This window comes from Streptomyces sp. WI03-4A, from assembly GCF_033792105.1.
In the GTDB taxonomy this organism is placed as follows: Bacteria; Actinomycetota; Actinomycetes; order Streptomycetales; family Streptomycetaceae; genus Streptomyces; species Streptomyces collinus_A.
The window spans coordinates 139,343-162,409 of the sequence record NZ_JARAUO010000004.1; the positions used below are offsets into that span (position 1 = coordinate 139,343).

The window sequence follows — 23,067 nt, forward strand, 5'->3', positions numbered from 1 at the left end:
GAGCAGCGTCCACATCGCACAGCCGAAGTCACGGAGAATTCAGAGATCAGTGGGCCGTCCCGCCTCCGAACGGGCGCGGACGGCCTCGAACAGTTCGTCGTCAGTCACTGAAGCGGTCTTCGTACGTCCCTGGGGACGCCGGTTAGAGCACGGCTGGAGGATCACGGGATCAGTGGGGCAGGCCGATGTACTGGCCCATGGCGGTGGCCGCGTGGGTGAAGAAGGCGGCCGGGTCGGCGGCGACGCCGGCGATATGGCCGTTGACCTCGAAGCCGACCATGCCGTGCAGCTGGGTCCAGACGATCAGCATGCGGGTGATGACCGGGGTGGGCAGGCCGCTCAGCATGCCCTGGGCCAGCGGCTCGATCGTGCGGGCCATGCCCTCGGACAGCTCGGGCGCGGGCACGTGGTCCACGGCGAGTTCGCCGGCCGCCAACGCCTCGCGGACCAGGCCGAGCAGGACCAGGACCGTGCGGGCGCCCGCGGCCATCGTCTCCGGCGGGGCGTCGTAACCGGGCACCGGGCGGCCCCAGATCAGCACGTACTCCTCGGGGTGGTCGAGGGCCCACGCGCGGACGCCCTCGCAGCACGCGACCCAGCGGCCCAGCAGCTCGGCCCCGGCCTTCTCCGCCTCGGCCGCGGCCCGCTCCGCGCTGTCGCCCATCGCGTTGTAGGCGGCCAGCACGAGGTCGGTCAACAGGGCGTCCCGGTCCGGGAATCGCTCCTCGATCAGGGTCGGGTCGACGCCGGCCGCTCGGGCCAGCTCGGCCGGGTCCAGGTCGACGCGGTGCCGGGCCGCGAGGCGGCCGCCCGCCTCGGCCTTCAGTCGGGAGACGGCCGCCTCGGGGCTGTCCTGGTGGGTGTCATGGGCTTCGGAAGTCGTCATGATCCCGACCCTGTCAGAGGTACTGCATCGCGTCGATTACGTGGCGGGTAATACGGCGTGATTGCGGCCAGTTCTGGCCAAGGGGCCCGTTACCAGGGTCCGTTGGCGCGGAACGGTGGCCAGGTTCTGTCTGACGAAGGATCTTGGGTGAGTTCGCGGAGCCGGAGGATACGGTGCCGACGGGAGCGCCAAGGAGCGGGGTGGGCGCGGTGATGTCCCGCTGCTCCACGGACCGCTCCGTCGTGTCCTCGCCCGGCCGCGGGGTGCCGTTCTCCTCGGGGGTGGCGGCCCGCGGCAGTGCTGCCGACGCTCGGTGGTGTACCAGGTGCGAGTTCGGCGCCGGCCGCCGGAGCCGGTGCTGGAGGAGTGGCTGGCCCGGACGGAGTCGGTCGTGCGCTCCCGCCAGGCCGAGCACCTTTCTCAGGCGTCCCTCGAACATCTCTTGCTTCCCGCCGGCGTCGGGACGCGTGGCGTATCCGGCCGGCGGGGCTGGGCCGGGGCCGGGTCACCGGCGGTTCCGGTCATGACAGCCGAGCGCACGGCCGCGTGGACGGCTCTGGCCAGCCGGGCGCCCCACAGCGAGCGGGGTCCGGCGAAGGCCTGCGCGTCCTGAGCGGCGTCCGGGGTGCGGGCGGCGACGCACACCGCATCGGTCGGCGTACCGGAGCAGTCGTAACCAGCGCCCAGCAGAGCCTGCACCTTGGCCTCGGTCGCGGTGGCGACCGCGTTGACCAGAGCCGCGTCGGTCAGGGGAACGGGAAGCGCGACGATGATGTTGATGGTGCCGGGGTGGTCGGGCGCGAACGTTTCCTCGGCCGGGACGGCTGCCCAGCCCCGCACCGCGATTCCCGCGGTGACGACCGCCTCGACGCCCGCGTCGTGTGCGCGACCGTACGCCCGGACGTCGGCCGCTGTCATGACTCCGACGCCGGGACCGGACACCCCGGCCGCTCGGGCCAGGTCGGCGAGGTGGCGGTGGGGGTCGGTGCGGCGATAGCCGTGGGCCACCTGGGCGTTCAGTACCCACTCACGCTCGCCGAGACCACCCCCGAGTACGGCGCTGCTGATCATCCGCCACCCGGCGCCCGCCCGCCACAGCAGGGCGTGCAACTGCTCGCCGTCTTCGACACGGGTGAGCATCCGTGTCGGCAGCAAACGGCCGCCGACCGTGCGGGGCGGCGGAATGACAGCACTCATCGACAGGACGTCCCGCATTCGGCCGGCTCCACTTTCACGGCAAAGCCTAGTAGGTGTTCCGCACCTGCAAGGTCGCGCCGCCGGCGTCAGTGCTGGTCCGTCGTCGGGATCACCACCATCTTGCTCACGGTGCCGTCGTCGCCGACCACGTCGCGTACGTGGCGGAAGCCCAGTCGGCGGCACATGGCCAGGCTGGCGGTGTTGTCGCCGCCGACCATGCCGTACGCCTCCTTCAGGCCCAGGTTGTCGGCGGCGTGGCGCAGCAGGCCGCGGACCGCCTCGGTGCCCAGGCCCTGGCCCCAGTGCCCGGGGGCGAGGGCGGTGACCAGTTCGTGGCCGTCGACGTTGCCGGTCTTCTTCACCTCCGCGTGACCGACGTAGACCTCCTCGTGCCACAGTCCCCAGACGTCGAATCTGCGCTGCGGGTAGACGTCGGTGAGGATGGCGCGGAACAGCGTGCGGATGTCGGCCTCCGGCACGCGTTCCTGGCCCATCCAGCGGCAGACCTCCTCGTCGCGCAGCAGGGCCACGAAGACGTCCTCGTCCTCGGGGCGGTAGGGCCGGAACGTGAGACGTTCGGTGTGCAGGACCGGTGTCATGAGGGCTCCCCCTGAACGGACGGACAGTCGAGTGGGTGGGTGGAGAGGCGGGGCGGGAGCCGGGGTGCGTGTGCCAGACGCACCCGGCCCCCGCCCCGGCCCGTTCCTCGTGGCGGCGCGGAACGCGTCAGGCTTCGGCGCTCTCCATGCGCTCGCGCAGGCTGCGCGGGCGCATGTCGGTCCAGACCTCGTCCACGTAGGCGGAGCACTCCGCCTCCGTGCCCTCCTTGCCGACGGGCTGCCAGCCGGCGGGCACCTCCACGTCGACGGGCCAGAGCGAGTACTGCTCCTCGTCGTTGCGCAGCACCTGGTAGCGGGTGTTCTCGTCCATGTCTGTCGGTCTCGCTCTCTCGGTTCGGGGCGGCTCGGATGTGTGGCGGGCAGCGTGTTGGGCGGGCGGCGGTGGGGCGCGGGCCGGCGGGCGGGGTCTCACCGGCTGCCGCGGGCGTGGTGGGCGATGTGGCGCAGGGCCTCGGCGAAGTCCTCGGCGACACGGCGCACGGCGTCCGTGGCATGGAGGGCGGGCCGGTGGTGCCAGGTGAAGGAGAGCCGGCCGCCCTGCACCGCGCCGACGACCTCCAACGGGTGGGAGCCGGTGTCGCGCGGGTCGTGGTGCCGGCCGAACGAGCCGTGTTCGGCGCGTACCAGACCATCGCCGGGGTTCTCCGGGCGGGCGTCCCACTGGCCGAGGTAGTTGAAGACGACCTGCCCGTGCGCGGCGCGTCCGAGCCGCTCGCGCACCTCGGGCGGGCCGAAGGTGCGCAGGGCGCCGAAGCCCAGGCCGTTGCCGGGTACGGCGCGCAGCTGGCGGCGGACCGACTTCACCAGGGTCCGCCAGTCCCGGCCGGGGCCGAGGTCAGCGGGGTCGGGCACGTGGAGGGCGACGGGGTGGACGGTGGTGAACCAGCCGACCGTGCGGGAGAGGTCCACCCCGTCGAGGATGTCCTCGCGGCCGTGTCCCTCCAGGTCGAGGCGGACCCCCTCACGGCCGGTCCAGCGGGCCAGGGCCAGGGCGAGGGCGGCGAGCAGCACGTCGTTGACGCGGGTGCGGTAGGCGGTCGGCGCGGCGCGCAGGAGTGCCTCGGTGTCCGCCTCGTCCAGTGCGACGGTGAGCGTCTCGACGAGGCCCGCGTCCGGCGCGGCCGGTGTCCGGGCGGGCAGCGGCTCGGTGTCGACCGCCCGTTCCCAGTACGGCAGTTCGTCGTCGAGGGAGCCGGCCGCGACGTGCTCGGCGAGGCCCCGGGCCCACTCCAGGAAGGAGGTGCTGCGCTCCCCCAGCGTGACGGGCTCGCCCTGGACGGCCTGCCGATAGGCGGCCTCCAGGTCGTCGCGCAGGATGCGCCAGGACACGGCGTCGACCACCAGGTGGTGGGCGACCAGGAGGAGGAAGGCGGGCCGGTCGCCGTCCGCGGTGAACAGGGCCGCCCGCAGCAGGGGGCCGCGCGCCAGGTCGAAGCCGGTGTGCAGGTCGTCGGCGGCCTTCTCCATCGCCGCGTCGGCCTCGGCGGTGGCCAGGCCGCTCAGATCGTGGCGGGCCAGGAGCCGGTCGCGGTCGGTGTCGGAGGGCGGCGGGTCGAACTGGTGCCAGCCGGTCTCGTCCTCGGTGAAGCGCATGCGCAGCGCGTCGTGGTGGTCGAGCAGGGCGTCGAGGGCCGTCTCCAGGGCGGCGGCGTCCGGGGCGGTTCCCAGTTCCAGCAGCAGCGACTGGTTGAAGTGGTCGTGGCTGGCGCGCGGGCTGGTCAGGAACCACTCCTGGATGGGGGTGAGCGGCACGTCCCCGCTGACCGGTCCGGTCTCGGTGTGCAGGGGCGCGCCGCCGGCGACGGTGGCCAGTTCGGCGACGGTCTGGTGGGTGAACAGGTCGCGGGTGGCCAGGTGCAGTCCGTCGCGTCGCAGCCGGGAGACGACCTGCATGCTCAGGATGGAGTCGCCGCCGAGGTGGAAGAAGTTGTCGTGCGCGCCGACGTCTGCGACGCCGAGCACGTCGGCCCAGATGCGGGCGATGCGGCGTTCGGTGTCGGTGCGCGGCGCGGTGCGCGGCGCGGTGCGCGGCCCGGCGGCGGCGTGCGTGGGGCCGGGCTCGGGCAGGGCGGCGCGGTCGGTCTTGCCGTTCGGGGTGAGCGGCAGGCGCTCCAGCGGCACGAACGCCGACGGAACCATGTGTGCCGGGAGCAGCCCGGCGAGGTGGTCGCGCAGCTCCGCCACCGGCAGCTCCTCGACGGTGCCCCCGGCGGGTACGACGTAGGCCACGAGCCGTCCGCCGGACCGGCCGTCCGGGTCGGCTCCGCCGCCGCGCACGGTGACGACCGCGTCGCGCACCCGCGGGCTGCCGCGCAGCGCGCCCTCGATCTCGCCGGGCTCGATGCGGAAGCCGCGCAGTTTGACCTGGTCGTCGGCGCGTCCCGCGAAGCGCAGGTCGCCGGAGGAGTCCCAGCGGGCCAGGTCGCCGGTGCGGTACATCCGCTCCCCCGGCGCGCCGAACGGGTCGGCGACGAAGCGGGAGGCGGTCAGGCCGGGCCGGTTCAGGTAGCCGCGGGCCAGACCGGGGCCGGCCACGTACAGTTCGCCGGTGACGCCGGGCGGGACGGGACGCAGGGCTGCGTCGAGGACATGGACGTGGGTGGCGCCGGCGGGGCGTCCGATCGGCGGGGCTCCCGTACCCGGGGTGAGGGGGCCGGTCCAGGTGGCGACGACGGTGGCCTCGGTCGGGCCGTAGGAGTTGATCATGCGCCGGCCGGGTGCCCACCGTTCGACGAGGTGGGCCGGGCACGCCTCGGCGCCCACGATGAGGGTGCGCAGGTGCGGCAGGGTGTGGGCGGTCTCGGGGTCGACCGTGGCGAGGGCGGCGGGCGGGATCAGGGTGTGGCTGATACGCCGGTCGGCGAGGACCTGGGCGAGCCGCTCGCCGACGAGGGGGCCCTCCTCCCCGGTGACGAGGGTGGCTCCGCCGAGCAGGGAGACGCACAGCTCCAGCACGGAGGCGTCGAAGCTGGGCGAGGCGAACTGCAGGACCCGGTCGCCGGGTCCCGCGTCGTAGCGTGCGGCGGCGGCCGCGGCGAAGCCGGCCAGGCCGCTGTGCGTGACGGTCACGCCCTTGGGTGTGCCGGTGGATCCGGACGTGTAGATCACGTACGCCGGGTGGGCGGGCGTCAGCGGGGCCGTGCGGTCGGTGTCCGTGGGCGCGGTGTCCGGCCCGTCGGCGTCCCGTACGGCGGCGGGGTCGTCCAGCACGAGCCAGGCGTTCGCGTCGCGCAGCATGAACTCCCGCCGCTGCGCGGGGTAGTCGGGGTCGACCGGCAGGAAGGCGCCGCCGGCCTTGGCCACGGCGAGCTGGGCCACCACCGTCTCCGCGCCTCGGGGCAGCGCCAGTGCCACGATCCGCTCCGGGCCCACACCTCGGCCGATGAGCCGGTGCGCCAGCCGGTTGGCGGCCCGTTCGACCTGCGCGTACGTCAGCTCGCGGCCGTCGGCGTCGGCGAGGGCCACGGCGTCGGGGGTGCGGGCGGCCTGCCGCTCGAACAGCTCCGGCAGCGTCACCGCGGGTATCGGCCGGGCGGTGCCGCGGCCCTGGTCGAGGACGGCCTTGAGGGCCTCGTCGGTGGCGAGTGGCAGGGCGCCCACGGGCCGGCCGGGGTCGTCGGCGACGGCGGTCAGCAGGGTGCCGATCTGCTCCGCCATGCGTTCGGCGGTGGCCGTGTCGAACAGGTCGGTGTTGTAGGTGAGCAGGCCGTGGAGTTCCCCGGCAGCGGTTTCGGCGAACTCCAGGGTGAGGTCGAACGCCGCGTGCCGCAGGTCCGTGTCGACGTCGCTGACCTGGATGCCGGGCAGGTCGAGGTCGGCGGCCGGGGCGTTCTGCAGGACCACCATGACCTGGAAGAGGGGGGTGCGGCTGGTGTCGCGGACGGGTTGCACCTCGTCCACCACGCGTTCGAAGGGCGCCTCCTGGTGAGCGAAGGCGTCCCGTACGGTCCCGCGCACCTCGGTGAGGAACTCGGGGAAAGGGCGGCCGGGTTCGACGCGGGAGCGCAGGACGAGGGTGTTGACGAAGAATCCGACGAGTGATTGCGTCTCGGCGCGGTCGCGGCCGGAGGTGACCGTGCCGACCGTGATGTCCCGGCCGCCGGTCAGGCGGAACAGGTAGGTCTGCGCGGCGGCGACGAGTGTGGTGAAGAGGGTGGCCTGCCGGTCCCGGCCGACCTGGACCAGGCGGCGGGTGGTGGCGCGGGGCAGGACGAGGCGCACGGTGGCGCCGTCGTGGGTGCGCACCGCCGGACGCGGCCGGTCGGTGGGCAGGTCCAGCGTCTCCAGGCCGGCCAGGTGCTCCTTCCAGTACGCGAGGTGCTCGTCGGTGGCGGCGCCGCGCTGCCAGTGGGCGAAGTCGGCGTAGCTCACGGGCAGCGTCGGCAACGGCGCGGCATCGGCGCCCAGTTGGGTGCGGTAGAAGTGCGCGAGGTCGCCGGTGAGGACGCCGGTGGACCAGCCGTCGGTGACGATGTGGTGCAGGGTCAGCGTCAGGACGTGCTCCTCGTCCGAGAGCCTGATCAGCCCCGCGTGCAGCAGCGGGCCGCGCCGCAGGTCGAACGTGCGGGCGCGCTCGGCCTCCAGCAGCTCCCGCAGCCGGTCCGCGCGGCCGCTCTCGCCCGTCGCCGTCAGGTCGTGCAGCTCCAGGGGCACGTCCTGCGCCGGGTGGACGATCTGCACGCCGCGGCCGTCCATCGTGTCGAAGGTGGTGCGCAGTGCCTCGTGCCGCTCGGCAAGGGCGCGCAGGGCCGCGGTCAGGGCGGGCGTGTCGAGCCGGCCGTGCAGGCGCAGGGCCAGCGCGGTGACGTACTCGCCGCTGCCGGGCGCGAACTCCTCCAGGAACCACAGGCGTTGCTGGGCGTACGACATCGGAGCGGGCGTGTCGCGGGGGGCGGGGACGATCGCGGTGGGCGCGGCGGCGCCGGACGGCTCCGTGGTGAGGAGCGCGGCGAGGGCGGCGGGGGTGGGGTGGGTGAACACCGCGCGCGGTGACACATCGGTGCCGAACGCCTCGGACAGGCGGACGGCCAGCCGGATGCTGAGGATGGAGTCGCCGCCGAGCTGGAAGAAGTCGTCCTCCACACCCGGCCGTGGAACGGCGAGGACTTCCGCGAAGACGTCGGCGGCGCGCCGTTCGGCGTCGGTGCGCGGTGCGACCGGCTCGCGGTGCCGGTCGCCGCTCGCGGGCTCCGGCGCCGGGAGGGCGGCCCGGTCGACCTTGCCGTTGCCGCTCAGCGGCAGCGCGGGCAGGGCGACGAAGGCGGAGGGGACGAGGTAGTCGGGCAGCGAACGGACGGCGAACTCCTCTATGTCCGCGAGGTGTTCGGAGCCGACCACATAGGCCACCAGGCGCCGGCTGCCGGGCCGGTCCTCTCGGGCCACCACCGCGACGTCCGCCACGTCGGGGTGCGCCGCGAGGGCGGCCTCCACCTCGCCGGGTTCGACGCGGAAACCGCGGATCTTCACCTGGTCGTCGACGCGGCCCAGGAACTCGACGGTGCCGTCGAGGCGGCGGCGGACCAGGTCGCCGGTGCGGTACATGCGGGTGCCGGGCGGGCCGGCCGGGTCGGCGAGGAAGCGGGCGGCGGTGTCGCCGGGGCGGCCCAGGTAGCCGCGGGCCACGCCCTCGCCGGCGACGTACAGTTCGCCGGCGCAGCCCGGCGGCACGGGCCGCAGCCGGCCGTCGAGGACGTGGACGCGCATGTCGTCGAGCGGGTGGCCGATGGGCACGGTCCCGGGAACGGCCGTGGCGTCGGTGAGTGCGAAGGACGTCGCGAACGTCGTCGTCTCGGTGGGGCCGTAGCCGTCGACGACGGTCAGTCCGGGGCAGGCGGACAGTACGCGGCGCACGGCGGCGGCGGGCACCACGTCGCCGCCGGTCCAGACCTGGCGCAGGCCGGCGAAGCAGTCCGGCGCGTCCTGCGCCAGCAGCCGGAAGAGGCCGGCGGTCAGCCACAGCGCGGTCAGGCCGCCGTCGCGGACCAGGTGCCGCAGCTGGGCCGCGTCCATGGGCCGAGGCGGTGCCACGACCACGCAGCCGCCGGTGAGCAGGGGTGCCCACACCTCGAAGGTGGCGGCGTCGAAGGCCACCGGGGAGTGCAGCGGCACCCGGAGGCACACCCCGCCGGTGAAGCGGCTGTCGGTGGCGAGGGCGGCCACGTCGCGGTGGCGTACCGCGACCGCCTTCGGCTCGCCGGTCGAGCCGGAGGTGAACATCACGTACGCCAGCCGGTCGGCGTCAGCGGGTACGGGTGCGGGCGCGTCGGGTACGGGGGCGGCTGCGGCGGCGACGTCCGCTGCGGTCAGCTCGGCCGTCGCGCCCGCCCGCCCGATCAGCGCGCGGCGCCGGTCCTCGGGGGCGCGGGCGTCCACCGGGACGTAGGCGCCGCCCGCCTTGAGGACGGCGAGCTGGGCGACGACGAGTTCGGCGCAGCGGTCCATCAGCAGTGCCACCCGGTCCTCCGCCCGCAGGCCACCGGCGAGGAGCCGGGAGGCCACGGCGTCGGACCAGTCGTCGAGGCGGCGGTAGGTCAGCTCGGTGTCCCCGTCGCGCACGGCGGGTGCGCCGGGGGTGCGGCGGGCCTGTTCGGCGAACAGCTCGACGGGGCTGCGCGGCGCCGGCTGCCGGGCAAGGGCGCTCCACCGCTGGAGGAGGGCGCGGTCGTCCCCGGTCAGCAGCGCGAGGCCGGTCACCTGCGTGTCGGCCTCGATGCCGTCGGCGAGGGCGGTCAGGACGGCCGCGAGCCGGGCCGCGAGGCGTTCGGCGGTGTCCGCGTCGAACAGGCCGGCGTCGTAGGCGAGGTCGATGCCGAGCCGGTCGCCGAGGTGGGCGCGCAGGCACAGCGGGAACGTCGGGGCGTCGTCGGCCCGCACCTCCTCGACGCGCACTCCCGTCCGGGCCGTGGCGGACTCGTCGACGGGGTAGTTCTCGAAGACCACCATGCTGTCGAACAGCGCCTCGCCTGCCGGGACCTCGCTCAGCGCCTGGATGCGGGGCAGCGCGAGGAAGTCGAAGCGGCGGGCGTCGCTCTGCCGCTCCTGCACGTCCCGCAGCCAGGACACCACCGACCCGTCCGGGACGCGGATCCGGGTGGGTACGGTGTTGATGAACATGCCGACCATCGCCTCAACGCCCGGCAGTTCGGCCGGGCGGCCGGAGACGGTCGTGCCGAACACGACGTCGTCGCGTCCGCTGTGGCGGGCCAGCAGCAGCGCCCAGGCGCCCTCGATCACGGTGTTCACCGTCAGCCCGGCCCGTGCCGCCGTCTCCCGCAGCCGCGCCGAGACGCGCTCGTCCAGGTCTCGGTGCGCGGTGGCGGCGGCGCGGGCCCGGTGCGCCTCGGCCGGGGTGCGGTCGTACGGCAGCGGGGTGCGGGCCGGGAAGCCGGCGAGGGCGCCGGCCCAGTGCGCCTCGGCCACCTGCTCGTCCTGGTCGTGCAGCCAGCGCACGAAGTCGGAGAACGGGCGCCGGACCGGGACGGGGGCCTCGCTGCCGCCGGTGAGCGCGGCGTAGCGTTCGCACACCTCGGTGAGCAGCTGCCCGGTGCTCCAGCCGTCCAGGATCAGGTGGTGGGAGGACCAGAGCAGCAGGATCTCGTCGTCGGGCAGTGCGGCCAGAGTGATGCGGGTGAGGGGTGCGGTGGTGAGGTCCATGCCGGCCGCGCGGTCGACGGCCAGCAGGTCCTCGGTCTCCCTCTCCTGCTGCTCGGGGGTCAGATGCCGCCGGTCGAGATGGGTGACGGGCAGCTCCACGCGGTGGTGGACGATCTGCACCGGGTGCGGCAGGCCCTGCCAGTGCACGCTGGTGCGCAGGGCCTCGGTGCGGTCGGCGACCTGCTGCCAGGCCGCGGCGAAGGCCCGCGGGTCGCTCACCCCGGACAGCCGGACGGCCGTCCGGTCGAAGTAGGCGCCGGCCGTGTCCACCAGGCCGTGGAAGAGCATGCCGGCCTGCAGGGGCGTCAGCGGCAGGACGTCCGCCACGTGCCGGCCGTCGCCGACGAGACGGTCCAGGTCCCGTTGTCCGAGCCCGGCGAGGGGATAGTCCGACGGCGTACGGCCGCCCGCGTCCGGACGGGCGCAGTGTGCCGCGATGTCGCGCAGCGCCGCGCACATCTCGTCGGCGAGGGCGCGGACGGTGGACTCGTCGTAGACGGCCGGCGGATAGGTCCAGCCGAGTTCGAGCCTGCCGTCCTGGACTACGCCGGTGAGGTCGAGCAGATAGGGGCGCGGCGCGTCGGGGTCGGTGTCGGAGCCGGCCGGGGGCAGCGCGGCACGGTACAGACCGCTGCCGTCGCCGCCGGTGTCCCACTGGCCGTGGTAGTTGAAACCGACCTGCGGAGCGGGGGCACCGGCCAGCGGGCTGTCGGGCAGCAGGTGGCGCAGCGCGCCGTGGCTCAGGCCGTGCAGGGGCACCGCGCGCAGCTGCTCCTTCACCGAGCGCAGGGTGTCGTGCCAGCCGGCGTCGGGCACGACCGTCAGCGCGAGGGGGTACTCGGCGGTGAACCAGCCGACCGTCCGCGACAGGTCCAGGTCGTCGAAGAGGTCCTCGCGGCCGTGTCCCTCCACGCCGACCAGCACGGTCTGGCGGCCGCACCAGCGGGCCAGGGTGCGGCCGAGGGCGCTGAGCAGGACGTCGTTGACCTGCGTGCGGTAGACCTCCGGGACGCGGCGCAGCAGGGCGTCGGTCGTCTCCGGGTCCAGTTCCACGGTGACGGTGGCGGCGGTGCCGTGGGTGTTGGGGCCGGGTCGACCGGCGGGCAGGGTTGCGGGGGCCGCGGCGGTGCGCTGCCAGTGCGGGAGGTCGCCGTCCAGGGCGCCGGAACGGGTGTGCGCCTCCAGCCGGGCCGCCCAGTGACCGTAGGCGGTGGTGGCCGGGGGCAGGTCGACGGGTCGTCCGTCCGACGCCTGGCGGTGGGCGGTCTCCAGGTCGGCCAGCAGGATTCGCCAGGAGACGCCGTCGACAGCCAAGTGGTGGACGATGAAGAGGAGTTGGGCGGGCAGGTCGGGGCCGCGGTCGAAGAGCAGGACGCGTGCCACCCGGCCCTCGGCCGGGTCGAGGCGGTCCCGGGCCGCGTCCGCGGCGCGCCGCACCGCGGCTTCCAGCGCGGCACCGTCCAGGCCGGTAACGTCGTGGTGGGTGAGGATGCCGTCGGGGACGTCCGGCAGGACGTCCTGGCACCGGCCGTGACCGGTCGGGCGGAAGCGGGTGCGCAGGGCCGGATGGTGACGGACGAGTGCCTCGACCGCCGGGCGCAGGGCGGACAGGCCTGCTCCGGGGGCGAGTTCGAGCCGCTGCGACATGGTGAAGCGCAGCGGGTCGCCGGGACGGCGGCCGTCGAGGTACCAGCGCTGGATGGGCGTGAGCGGTGCCTCGGCGGGCGGGGTCGTGTGCGCCTCGGCCGGGGCCGCCTCGGTGACGTGGAGGGCGAGTTCGGCCACGGTCTGGTGGCGGAAGACGTCCTTGGTGGTCAGCGCCAGTCCTGCCCGGCGGGCCCGGGAGACGATCTGGATGCTGAGGATGGAGTCGCCGCCGAGCGCGAAGAAGTTGTCCCGCGCGCCCACCCGGTCGACCCGGAGGACGTCCGCCCAGATGGCGGCCAGCGTCTCCTCGGTGCCGGGGCGGGGTGCCACGTACGCCGTGGCGGGGTCCGGCTGGGCGGGCGGGGCGGGCAGGGCGCGCCGGTCGGTCTTGCCGGTGCTGGTGCGCGGGATCCGGGCCAGCGGGACGTACGCCGCCGGCACCATGTGGTCCGGCAGGGTGCGCCGCAGCGCGTCGCGCAGGGCGTCGGCGGCCGGGACAGCGCCGTGGGCGGGCACCACGTAGGCCACGAGCATGAGCCGGCCCGCGTGTTCGCGTGCCGTCACGACGGCCTCGGACACGTCCGGATGGGCGAGCAGCGCGGCCTCGACCTCGCCGGGTTCGATGCGGAACCCGCGGATCTTGATCTGCTCGTCGGCCCGGCCCAGGAACTCCAGCAGCCCCCGCTCGTTCCAGCGGGCGCGGTCACCGGTCCGGTACATCCGCGCCCCCGGCGTGCCGAACGGGTCGGCGAGGAAGCGGGACGCGGTCAGGCCGGGGCGGCCCAGGTAGCCGCGGGCCACCTGCGCGCCGGCGAGGTACAGCTCGCCGGGCACGCCGGGCGGCACCGGTCGCAGGGAGCCGTCGAGGACGTAGGCGCGCAGGTTCCGGCCGGGGCGGCCGATGACCGGCCGGTCCGGGTGGTCGGCGCAGCGCGCGTAGGTGGCGTCGACGGTGCACTCGGTGGGCCCGTACATGTTGTACGCGGTGACGCCGAGGCCGGTGGCGTCGCACAGCTCCCGCCAGGTGCCGGGGCCGGTCGCCTCGCCGCCGACCAGCAGGACGCGCGGGTGGTGGCGGCCGGGTGCGAGGAGTCCGGCGGCGGTGAGTTCGCGCAGGAAGGACGGGGTGACGTTCACCAGGTCCAGGCGGTGTTCGGCGACCTGGGCGCAGAACGCGTCGGGGTCCAGGCGGACGTCCTCGTCGACGAGGTGGACCTCCTGCCCGAGGGCGAGGAGCAGCGGTCCCTCCCAGGAGGTGTCGAAGGAGAACGACGCGCTCAGTGCGGCGCGCAGCCGGCGCCCGTCGGCGCTGTGCGGGGCGACGAGTCCTTCGCGGTGGTCGTGGCAGAGGTTGACCAGGTGGCGGTGTTCGACGACGACGCCCTTGGGGCGGCCGGTGGAGCCGGAGGTGTAGACGATGTAGGCGGCGTGGTCGGGGCGCAGCGGGGCCGGGCGGTCGCGGTCGGTGGGGTCGTGGGCGGGCAGCCGCTCCCACGGTGTGTCGCGCAGTGCCTCGGCGGTCAGCACGGTGTGCGGGGCCGCGTCGGCGAGGAGGTGGGCGGCGCGCTCCTCGGGCAGGCCGGGGTCGAGGCAGAGCAGGGTGCCGCCCGCCTTGGCGACGGCGAGCACCGCCACCATCAGGTCGGAGGTGCGCGGCAGGCGTACGGCGACCACCCGCTCGGGGGCGACGCCCTGGGCGAGGAGGTGGTGGGCGAGCCGGTTGGCGCGCTCGTTGAGGGCGGTGAAGGTGAGCGTGGCGTCCCGTGCCACCAGGGCGGTGGCGTGCGGGGTGCGGGCGGCCTGCCCCTCGAACAGGGCGGGGAAGGTGGTGTCCGGCACGGCGAGGCGCGGGCCCTGCCAGTCGTGGAGTACCTGGTGCCGCTCGGCCGCGGTCATCAACTCCAGCGCCCGTAGGTCCCGGTCGGGGTCCTGGACCGCCGACTGGAGCAGCAGCCGCAGGCGGTCGGCCAGGCGGCGGACGGTGTCCTCGTCGAACAGGCCGGTGTCGTACTCCAGGTGGCCGGTGACGCCGCCGTCGCCCTCCACGAAGTCGAAGGACAGGTCGAAGGTGGCGTTGCGGACCGGTGGCAGGACCGGCTCGACCTCCAGGCCGGGGAGGGCGGGCGCCTCGGCGCCCAGGTTGTGCAGGGCGACCATGACCTGGAACAGGGGGGTGCGGCTGGTGTCCCGCTCGGGCTGGAGGGCGTCCACCAGCCGTTCGAAGGGCACGTCCTGGTGGGCGAACGCGTCCAGGACGGTGCCGCGCACCTGCTCCAGCAGGGCGCGGAACGTGCTGCCGGGGCGCACCCGGTTGCGTAGCACCAAGGTGTTCACGAACATGCCGACCACGTCGTGCAGTTCGGGACGCTCACGGCCGGCGGTGACGGTGCCGACGGCGAAGTCGTCCTGGTCGGCCCAGCGGGACAGCAGAGCCGTGCAGGCGGTCAGCAGCGTCATGTACAGGGTGGCGTCGGTCTCCCGGCCCAACGCGCGCAGTCGGTCGGTCAGGTCGGCGGGCAGGGTGAACGTCACCAGGGCGCCGTCCCGGGTCCGTACGGCGGGACGCGGCCGGTCGGTCGGCGGCTCCAGCGGGGGCACTCCGTCCAACCGCTGGCGCCAGTCGACGAGTTGCCGCTCGACGCGGTCGGCGCGGGCGCGCTGCCAGATGGCGTGGTCGGCGTACCTGACGGGCAGTTCGGGCAGTTCGGGGCGGCGGCCGTCGTGTGCCGCGGTGTACAGCTCGCCCAGGTCCCGGCCGAGGACACCGAGCGACCAGCCGTCGGTGACGATGTGGTGGACGGCGAGGACGAGGACGTGCTCGTCGGCGGCCAGGCGGGCCAGCCGGGCGCGCAGGAGCGGCCCGGTCGCCAGGTCGAAGGGTGTGGCGGCCTCGCGCTCCAGCAGCGCGTCCACTGCGGCCCGCGCGTCCGGGGCGGTGGCCAGGTCGTCCACGGGCAGGTCGACCCGGTGCGGCGGGTTGACCACCTGCCGTGCCTGTCCGTCCTGTTCGGTGAAGGTGGTGCGCAGCGCCTCGTGCCGGGCGACGAGCCCGTGCAGCGCGGTGTGCAGGGCGCTCTGGTCGAGCGGTCCGCGCAGGCGGAGCACGGACAGTGTCGTGTACTCGGTGCTGCCGGGCTCGAACCGGTCGAGGAACCACAGGCGTTGCTGGGCGTACGACAGCGGCGCCGTGGTGTGCGGGGCGGTCGCCGGTATCGCGTCCGCCTGCGCGGCGGCGGCCGTGTCGGCCGCTGGTTCACCCAGCTCGGCGGCCAGGGCGGCGACGGTGGGGTGGGTGAACAGCAGCCTCGGGGAGACGCCGGGGCCGAACGCGGCGCGCAGGCGGGCGGTGACGCGGACGGCGAGGATGGAGTCGCCGCCGAGCGCGAAGAAGTCGTCTCCGGCGTGGACCTCGGCCGCTCCCAGGACGTCCGCCCAGGCGGCGGCGACCAGCCGTTCGGCGGGGGTGCGCGGCGGGGTCAGGTCGGTGCCGACTGCGTAGCCGTCCTGCCCCGGCGCGGGCAGTGCGCGCCGGTCGAGCTTGCCGTTGACGGTGAGCGGCAGCGCGTCCATCGGGACGTAGGCGGCGGGGACCATGTGGGCGGGCAGCAGGCGCTCCAGGTGGGCGCGCAGCTCGGCCGCCGTGGGGGCCGCGCCGCCGGTGCCGACGACGTGCGCCACGAGCCGGCGGGTGCCGGAGGCGTCCTCGAACACGCCGACCGCGGCGTCGGCGACGCCGGGGTGGGCGTGCAGGGCTGCCTCGATCTCGCCGGGCTCGATGCGGTAGCCGCGGATCTTGACCTGGGCGTCGGCGCGGCCCAGGTACTCCAGGGTGCCGTCGGCCCGCCACCTCGCCCGGTCGCCCGTGCGGTACATGCGGCTGCCGGGCCGGCCGAAGGGGTCGGCGAGGAAGCGGGCGGCGGTGAGGCCGGGACGCCCCAGGTAGCCGCGGGCCAGCCCCTCCCCCGCCACGTACAGTTCACCGGTCGCGCCGGGCGGCACGGGCGCCAGGTCCGCGTCGAGCACGTACACCCGCAGGTCCGGGATGGCCGTGCCGATGGGGCTGGCGGGGCCGTCCGCCGCGGTGGCGGGGTCGAGCGGGGCGTACGTGACGTGCACGGTGGTCTCGGTGATGCCGTACATGTTGACCAGCCGCGGGGCGGCGGCCGCGTGGCGCGTCCACCAGTCGGTCAACCGGCCGGTTTCCAGGGCCTCGCCGCCGAAGACCACCGTGCGCAGCGCGAGGCGGGCGCCGGTGTCCGGGTGCTCGGTGGCCGCGCGGATCAGCGGGTAGAACGCGGACGGCGTCTGGTTGAGGACGGTGACCCGCTCGTCCGCGAGCAGGCGCAGGAAGTCCTCCGGGGAGCGGGCGGTCTCGTCGGGCACGACCACGAGCCGGCCGCCGTGCAGCAGCGGGCCCCACAGCTCCCAGACGGAGAAGTCGAACGCGTAGGAGTGGAACATCGTCCACACGTCGTCCGGGCCGAAGCCGAACCAGTGGCCGGTGCGGGTGAACAGCCGGACGACGTTGGCGTGCGGGATCACCACGCCCTTGGGGCGGCCGGTGGAGCCGGAGGTGTAGATGGCGTAGGCAGGGCTCTCCGGCAGCGGGCGCCGGGCCGGGGTGGGGCCGGTGGCCGGGCGGTGGGCGAGGTCGGCCCCGGTGTCCGGGTCGTCGAGGAGGAGGGCGGGCACACCGGTGCCGTCGGTCCGGGCGGCGGTTCCGGTCGTGGTCACCAGTGCCACCGGGGCGGCGTCGGCGAGGAGGTGGCCGATGCGTTCGGCGGGTGAGGCCGGGTCGATCGGCAGGTAGGCCGCGCCGGTCTTCAGTACGGCGAGGATCGCGACGACCTGGTCGACGGAGCGGGGCAGGGCGAGGGCGACGAACCGTTCGGGTGCGGCGCCGAGTTCGGCGAGCCGGTGGGCGAGCCGGCCGGCGCGGGCGTCGAGCGTGGCGTAGTCCAGGTGCTCGTCGCCGCAGGTGACGGCGACGGCGACGGGCGTGCGGGCGGCCTGTTCCTCGAACAGGTCCACCAGGGTCCGGTCGGGGCGGCCGTGTTCGGTGCCGTTCCAGTCGGTGAGCATCCGCCGCCGTTCCCCGGCCGTCGTCCAGGCCAGGGCGCGCAGCGGCCGGTCGGGGCCGTCGGCGAGCTCCGTGAGCAGCAGGCACAGCCGGTCGGCGAGGGAACGGGCGGTCGCCGCGTCGAACAGGGCCGGGTCGTAGGCGAGGTCGAAGCCGAGGCGTTCACCGTGGTAAGCGCGCAGCACGAGGGGGTAGTTGGTGGCGTCGCGGGAGGTCACCTCGGCCAGGCCCACCCCGGAGCCGGCGGTGCGGGCCTCGTCGAAGGGGTAGTTCTCGAAGGCGACCATGCTGTGGAACAGCGGGCTGCCGGAGGGCACCTCGCTGAGCTGGGTCAGCTCGGCCAGCGACACGGCGGCGAACCGCCTCGACTCGGCCTGGGCGTCCTGCAGTTCCCGCAGCCAGGCGCGGGCCGTGCGTCCGGCGTCGACGCGTACCCGGGTGGGCACGGTGTTGATGAACATGCCCACCATCGACTCGATGCCGGGCAGGTCGTCGGGGCGGCCGGAGACGGTGGTGCCGAACACCACGTCGTCCTCGGCGCCGTAGCGGGCGAGCAGCAGCGCCCAGGCGCCCTGCACGACCGTGTTGAGGGTGAGTCCGGCCTCGCGTGCGGTGCGCGCCAGCCGGGCCGACGTCGCGTCGTCCAGGCCGGCCGTGTGCACGCCGGCGGAGCGGGCCAGGTGGGCGTCGCGCAGGGGGCGGTCGGTGGGCAGCGGGGTGGGGGTGGTGAAGCCGGTGAGGACGCCCTGCCAGTGCGCGCGGGCGGCGGCGGGATCCTGCTCGGCGAGCCAGCGCACGTAGTCGCCGAAGGGACGCCGTACCGGCGGCCGGGATTCGGCGCCGGCGGTGAGCGCCGCGTACTCCTCGCACACCTCGGTGAGCACCTGGGCGAGGCTCCAGCCGTCCAGGATCAAATGGTGGGAGGTCCACAGCAGGTGCACTCTCGCCCCGGGCAGCCGGACCAGGGTCAGCCGCATCAGCGGTGCGGCGGCGAGGTCGATGCCGCGGGCCAGGTCGTCCGCTCGCAGCCCGGCCAGGCGATCGGCCCGCTCCGGCTCGTCCAGGTCCCGCCAGTCGAGGTGGGTGACCGGCACCCGTACGTCCCGGCGCACGACCTGGAGGGGCAGGGGTACGTCCTCCCAGACCACGCAGGTGCGCAGGGCGGGCGTGCGCTCGGTGACGCGCTGCCAGGCCGCGGCGAAGGCGTGCGGGTCGGCGACGCCGTCCAGCAGGAGCGCCGCCTGGTCGACGTAGACGTCGTCGTCGCCGCCGACCAGCCGGTGGAAGAGCATGCCCTCCTGGAGCGGGGTCAGCGGCAGGATGTCCTCCACGTCCCGTCCGTCGCCGGCCAGCCTGTCCAGGCGGTCCTGGTCGAGGCGGGCCAGCGGGAAGTCGGACGGGGTGCGGCCGCCCGCGCCGGGGCGGGCGCAGTGCTCGGTGATCGCGACGAGCGCGCGGGTCATGCCGTCGGCCAGGGCGCGGACGGTGTCCTCGTCGTGCACCTGGTCGCTGTAGTGCCAGGTGATCTCCAGTTCGCCGCCGGCGACCACGGCGGAGACGTCCAGCAGGTGGTCCAGCGGTTCGCCGGCGGCGATGTCGCGGCCGGGCACCTCGCCCGCCGGGGTGAAGTCCCGCCCGTCGCCGGCCTCCCACTGGCCGTGGTAGTTGAAGCAGACCTGCGGCAGCGGGAGGTCCCGCAGGGCGCGGGCGGCCGGGTCGGGAGAGCCGAGGCGGGCCAGGGCCTCGTAGCCGAGGCCGTGCCGGGGCACGGCCCGCAGCCGCTCCTTCACCGCCTTGAGGGTGGCGCCCCAGTCGGGCGCGCCGGACGGTCCCGCGGGCGTGAGGGTGACGGGGTACTGGGTGGTGAACCAGCCCACCGTGCGCGACAGGTCGAGCGTGTCGTCCTCGCGGCCGTGGCCCTCCAGGGCGACGGTCACCCGCTCGGTGCCGGTCCAGTCGGCGAGGACCCGGCTCAGCGCGCTGAGCAGCACGTCGTTGACCTGGGTGCGGTAGACCGCGGGCACCCGGCGCAGCAGGGCGCCGGTGGTGGCGCGGTCCACCCGGGTGCGCAGGGTGCGCACCGAGCCGGCGAGCGGGGTGCCGGGACGGTCCACGGGCAGCGGGGTGCGAACCTCGGCGGCCTCGGCCGTCCAGTGCGCCAGGTCGGCGTCGAGGTCGCCGGCGCGCACCCGGCGGGACAGGTGCGCGGCCCAGTCGGCGAACGGCGTGGCGACGGGCTCCGGTTCGACCGGGTCGCCCTCGGCCGCCTGCCGGTAGGCCCGGGCGAGGTCGGTGAGGAGGATGCGCCAGGAGACGCTGTCCACCGCCAGGTGGTGGGCGGTGAGGAACAGCCGGGGGCGCTCGCCGGGGCAGGTCAGCAGGGCCGCGCGCAGCAGGGCGCCGGTCTGCGGGTCCAGGGCGGCGCGGGCCGTCTCCGCGGCCTCATCGCGGGCGGCCGCCGGGTCGGCGGCGCGGGACAGGTCGAGCCGGGTGAGCAGGCCGGTGGCCGGGCCCTCGCCGGGGTGCTGGCGCCAGGTGTCCCCCGTGCGCGCGAAGCGGGTGCGCAGCGCCGGGTGGTGGGCGGTCAGTGCCTCCAGGGCGCGCTCCAGGGCCCGTTCGTCCAGGTCGTGCGGCAGGTCCAGCAGCATCGACATGGTGAAGTGGCGCAGCGGGCCGTGCGCGGCGAAGAACCACTCCTGGACGGGCGTGAGCGGTGCCGGGCCCTCCTCGCGCGGCCGCCGGGGCGCGGGCACGGCGGCGGTGCGCGCCGACGCGGCGGCGGCGAGGTCGGCGACGGTCTGGTGGCGGAAGACGTCCCGCGAGGTCAGGTGCAGGCCGGCCGCGCGGGCGCGGGAGACGGCCTGGATGCTGAGGATGGAGTCGCCGCCCAGCTCGAAGAAGTTGTCCGTGACTCCGACCCGGCGCGCGCCCAGCACCTCCGCCCAGATGCGGGCGAGGGTCTCCTCCTCGGGCGTGCGCGGGGCGACGAACTCCCTCTCGCGCTCCCCGCCGTCGAGGTCGGGCGCGGGCAGGGCCCGCCGGTCGACCTTGCCGCTGACGGTCGTAGGCAGGGCGTCCAGGACGGTGAAGGAGGACGGCACCATGTGGTCGGGCAGCACCCGCCGGCAGGCCGTCCGCACCTCGCCCGCGGCGAGCCGCGCGCCTCGGTCCGCGGGGACGAGGTAGGCGGCCAGCCGGGTGTGGCCGTGCGGGTCGGCGACGGCGACGACCGCGGCGGCCGCCACGCCGGGCAGGTCCGTCAGGGCCGCCTCCACCTCGCCGGGCTCGATGCGGTGGCCGCGCACCTTGACCTGGTCGTCGGCGCGTCCCAGGTAGTCCAGGCGGCCGTCGCCGGTCCAGCGGGCCAGGTCGCCGGTGCGGTACATGCGGGCGCCGGGCGGGCCGAACGGGTCGGGCAGGAAGCGTGCGGCGGTGAGCCCCGGCCGGCCCGCGTAGCCGCGCGCCAGCTGCACGCCGGCCAGGTACAGCTCGCCGCCCACGCCGGGCGGTACGGGCCGCAGCCGGTCGTCGAGGACGTAGGCGCGCACGTTGCCGAGCGGGCGGCCCACGGTCGGGCGGCCGTCGCCCTCGATGCGGCAGGCCAGCGCGTCGACCGTGCACTCGGTGGGCCCGTAGAAGTTGTACGCGGCCACGTCCGGCCGCCCGGCCAGCTCCCGCCACAGGCCGGGGCCGACGGCCTCGCCGCCGAGCATCAGCACCCGGGGGTGGTGGCGGGAGTCCGTGAGCAGCCCGGCGGGCAGGAGCTGGCGCAGGTAGGTGGGGGTCAGGTCGAGGAAGTCGATGCGGTGCTCGACGACGTACTCGACCAGCGCGGCGGCGTCCAGCCGGGTCGTCTCGTCGACCAGGTGCAGCGGGTGGCCGTCGGCCATCAGCAGCACGCCCTCCAGCGAGGTGTCGAAGGAGAACGACGCGGTCAGGGCCACCCGCAGCGGCCCGCCGCCCGCCTCGGCGACGAAGCCCTCGCGGTGGCTCGCCAGGAGGTTCGCCAAAGACCGGTGAGCCACGGCCACGCCCTTGGGGCGGCCGGTGGAGCCGGAGGTGTAGATGACGTAGGCGGTGGTGCCGGGATCCGGCGGGGCGATGGGGCCGCACGGCGCCTCTGCGGCGGTGTCGGGCAGGTCCCGCAGCGCGGCCTCGTCCAGGACGAGCGCCGGCCGCGCGTCGTCCAGGAGGAACCGCACCCGGTCCTCGGGCAGCGCCGGGTCCAGCGGCAGGTAGCCGGCGCCCGACTTCCAGACGGCGAGGATCGCCACGATCATGTCGGCGGTGCGCGGCAGGCGGAGGGCGACCAGCCGCTCGGGGCCCGCGCCGCGCGCCACGAGGTGGCGGGCCAGGCGGTCGGCCCGCGCGTCGAGTGCCGCGTAGTCCAGGGTCGCGTCCCCGGCGACCAGGGCGGTGGCGTGCGGGCAGCGGGCGGCCTGCCGCGCGAACAGCTCGGGCAGGGTCTCCTCGGGTACGGCCCGCGCGGTCGCGTTCCAGTCCCGCGTGACCTGCCGCGTCTGCCGGGGCGAGAGCAGGGGCAGGGCGCCGAGCGGCCGGTCGGGTTCGGCGGCGGCGCCGTCCAGCGCGCGCAGCAGCTGGTCGGCCATGCGCTCGGCGCTGGCCGCGTCGAACAGGTCGGTGCGGTACTCCAGCAGGCCGGTCAACCCGTCCCCGTCCGGGACGAACTCCACGCTCAGGTCGAAGGTGGCGGCCCGCCGGGGCACGGCGACCGGCGCGGTGGCCAGGCCGTGCGGGTCGGGTGCGGCGGGCGGCGCGGGGTGCAGCAGAACCATCACGTCGAACAGCGGGTTGCGGCCAGGCTCCCGGGTCGCGCCGACCGTCTCCACCAGCCGCTCGAACGGCGTGTCGCCGTGCGCGAAGGCGTCGTTGACGGTGTCGGCGGCGGCGGTGAGCAGCTCGCGGAAGGAACCGCCGGTCTCCACGCGGGTGCGCAGCGCGACGGTGTTGACGAAGAAGCCGACGGCCTGTTCCAGGTCGGTGCGGCCGCGGCCGGGGGTCAACGAGCCGACGGTGATGTCGTCCTGCCCGGACCAGCGGGCGAGCAGAGCCTGGCAGGCGGCGACCAGGGCGGTGAACAGCGTGGTGTGCTGCGCGGCCGCGAGCTGCCTGAGCCGGGCCGTGGTGGCCGCGGGGACGGTGAAGGTGTGCACCGCGCCCGCGCCGGACTCCTCCCCGCGGCGCGGCCGGTCCAGCGGCAGTTCGGGCGCCACCGCTCCCGACAACCGCTCCTTCCAGTGGGCCAGTTCACGCTCCAGCCGGGCTCCGGACAGTTGCTCGCGCTGCCAGACGGCGAAGTCCGGGTACTGCGTGGCCACCGGCTCCAGCGCGGGACGGGTGCCCCGGGCGAGCGCGTCGTAGGAGGTGCACAGCTCCTGCAGCAGCACGCCCATCGACCAGCCGTCGGTGACGATGTGATGGGCCGTCAGTAGCAGGACGTGCGCGTCGGGCGCCTCCCGCAGCAGCAGGGCGCGCAGCAGCGGCCCGGTCCCGAGGTCGAAGGGGCGCTCGTACTCGTCCAGGAGTACGGCGTCCAGGTCCGCGGGCTGCTCGCCGGGAGCCGTCAGGTCCCGTACGGGCAGCGGGACCGGCCCGGCGGGGTGCACCGTCTGCACGGGTCTGCCGTCGCTCTCCTGGAACGTGGTGCGCAGCGCCTCGTGCCGCCCGGCCACGTGCTCCAGCGCGCCGGACAGGGCGGCGCGGTCGAGGGGCCCGGTGAGCCGCAGCGCGACGGCGCTGTTGTAGCGGGCGTCGCCGGGGCGCAGCCGGTCGAGGAACCACAGGCGCTGCTGGGCGAACGATAGCGGCAGCGGCCGGCTGCGGTCGGCCGGCGGGACGGCCTGCGGGGTGGCGGCGCCCGGGGTGCCGGCGGCCCGTCCGGCGAGCCGGCGGCGGAGAACTTCCTGGAGGTCCTGGGGCAGGGCCTCGGCGCGGTTTCGCTTCGAAGACGTCATGGTCGTCCG

The 23,067-nt window shown here is 75.4% G+C and carries 5 protein-coding genes; all 5 read right to left on the reverse strand.

Going from position 1 to position 23,067, the window contains the following annotated elements; translation table 11 throughout:
• Nucleotides 1-169 precede the first annotated feature (169 nt).
• A complete protein-coding gene (locus PV343_RS07115) occupies nt 170-886 on the reverse strand; it encodes a TetR-like C-terminal domain-containing protein (protein ID WP_319145906.1) in 717 nt (238 codons plus the stop codon).
• Between the two features lie 420 nt (nt 887-1,306).
• Nucleotides 1,307-2,083, reverse strand: coding sequence for an adenosylcobinamide amidohydrolase (locus tag PV343_RS07120; protein WP_319145907.1), 777 nt, complete (start codon nt 2,081-2,083; stop codon nt 1,307-1,309).
• Between the two features lie 86 nt (nt 2,084-2,169).
• Complete coding sequence (locus PV343_RS07125; RefSeq protein ID WP_319145908.1) at nt 2,170-2,682, reverse strand: GNAT family N-acetyltransferase; 513 nt, start codon at nt 2,680-2,682, stop codon at nt 2,170-2,172.
• A 127-nt stretch (nt 2,683-2,809) separates the two neighbouring features.
• The gene (locus tag PV343_RS07130) at nt 2,810-3,013 is read right to left on the reverse strand and encodes an MbtH family protein (protein WP_319145909.1); all 204 of its coding nucleotides are present in this window, start codon (nt 3,011-3,013) and stop codon (nt 2,810-2,812) included.
• A 98-nt stretch (nt 3,014-3,111) separates the two neighbouring features.
• Nucleotides 3,112-23,058 carry a non-ribosomal peptide synthase/polyketide synthase gene (locus PV343_RS07135; protein ID WP_319145910.1) on the reverse strand — a complete coding sequence of 6,649 codons (19,947 nt, stop codon included), beginning with the start codon at nt 23,056-23,058 and terminating at the stop codon, nt 3,112-3,114.
• Nucleotides 23,059-23,067: the final 9 nt, after the last annotated feature.

Bases quoted from the DNA above. Each gene is read 5' to 3' on its own strand.
- PV343_RS07115 (WP_319145906.1), bottom strand. From the start codon at position 886: ATGACGACTTCCGAAGCCCATGACACCCACCAGGACAGCCCCGAGGCG.
- PV343_RS07120 (WP_319145907.1), bottom strand. From the start codon at position 2,083: ATGAGTGCTGTCATTCCGCCGCCCCGCACGGTCGGCGGCCGTTTGCTG.
- PV343_RS07125 (WP_319145908.1), bottom strand. From the start codon at position 2,682: ATGACACCGGTCCTGCACACCGAACGTCTCACGTTCCGGCCCTACCGC.
- PV343_RS07130 (WP_319145909.1), bottom strand. From the start codon at position 3,013: ATGGACGAGAACACCCGCTACCAGGTGCTGCGCAACGACGAGGAGCAG.
- PV343_RS07135 (WP_319145910.1), bottom strand. From the start codon at position 23,058: ATGACGTCTTCGAAGCGAAACCGCGCCGAGGCCCTGCCCCAGGACCTC.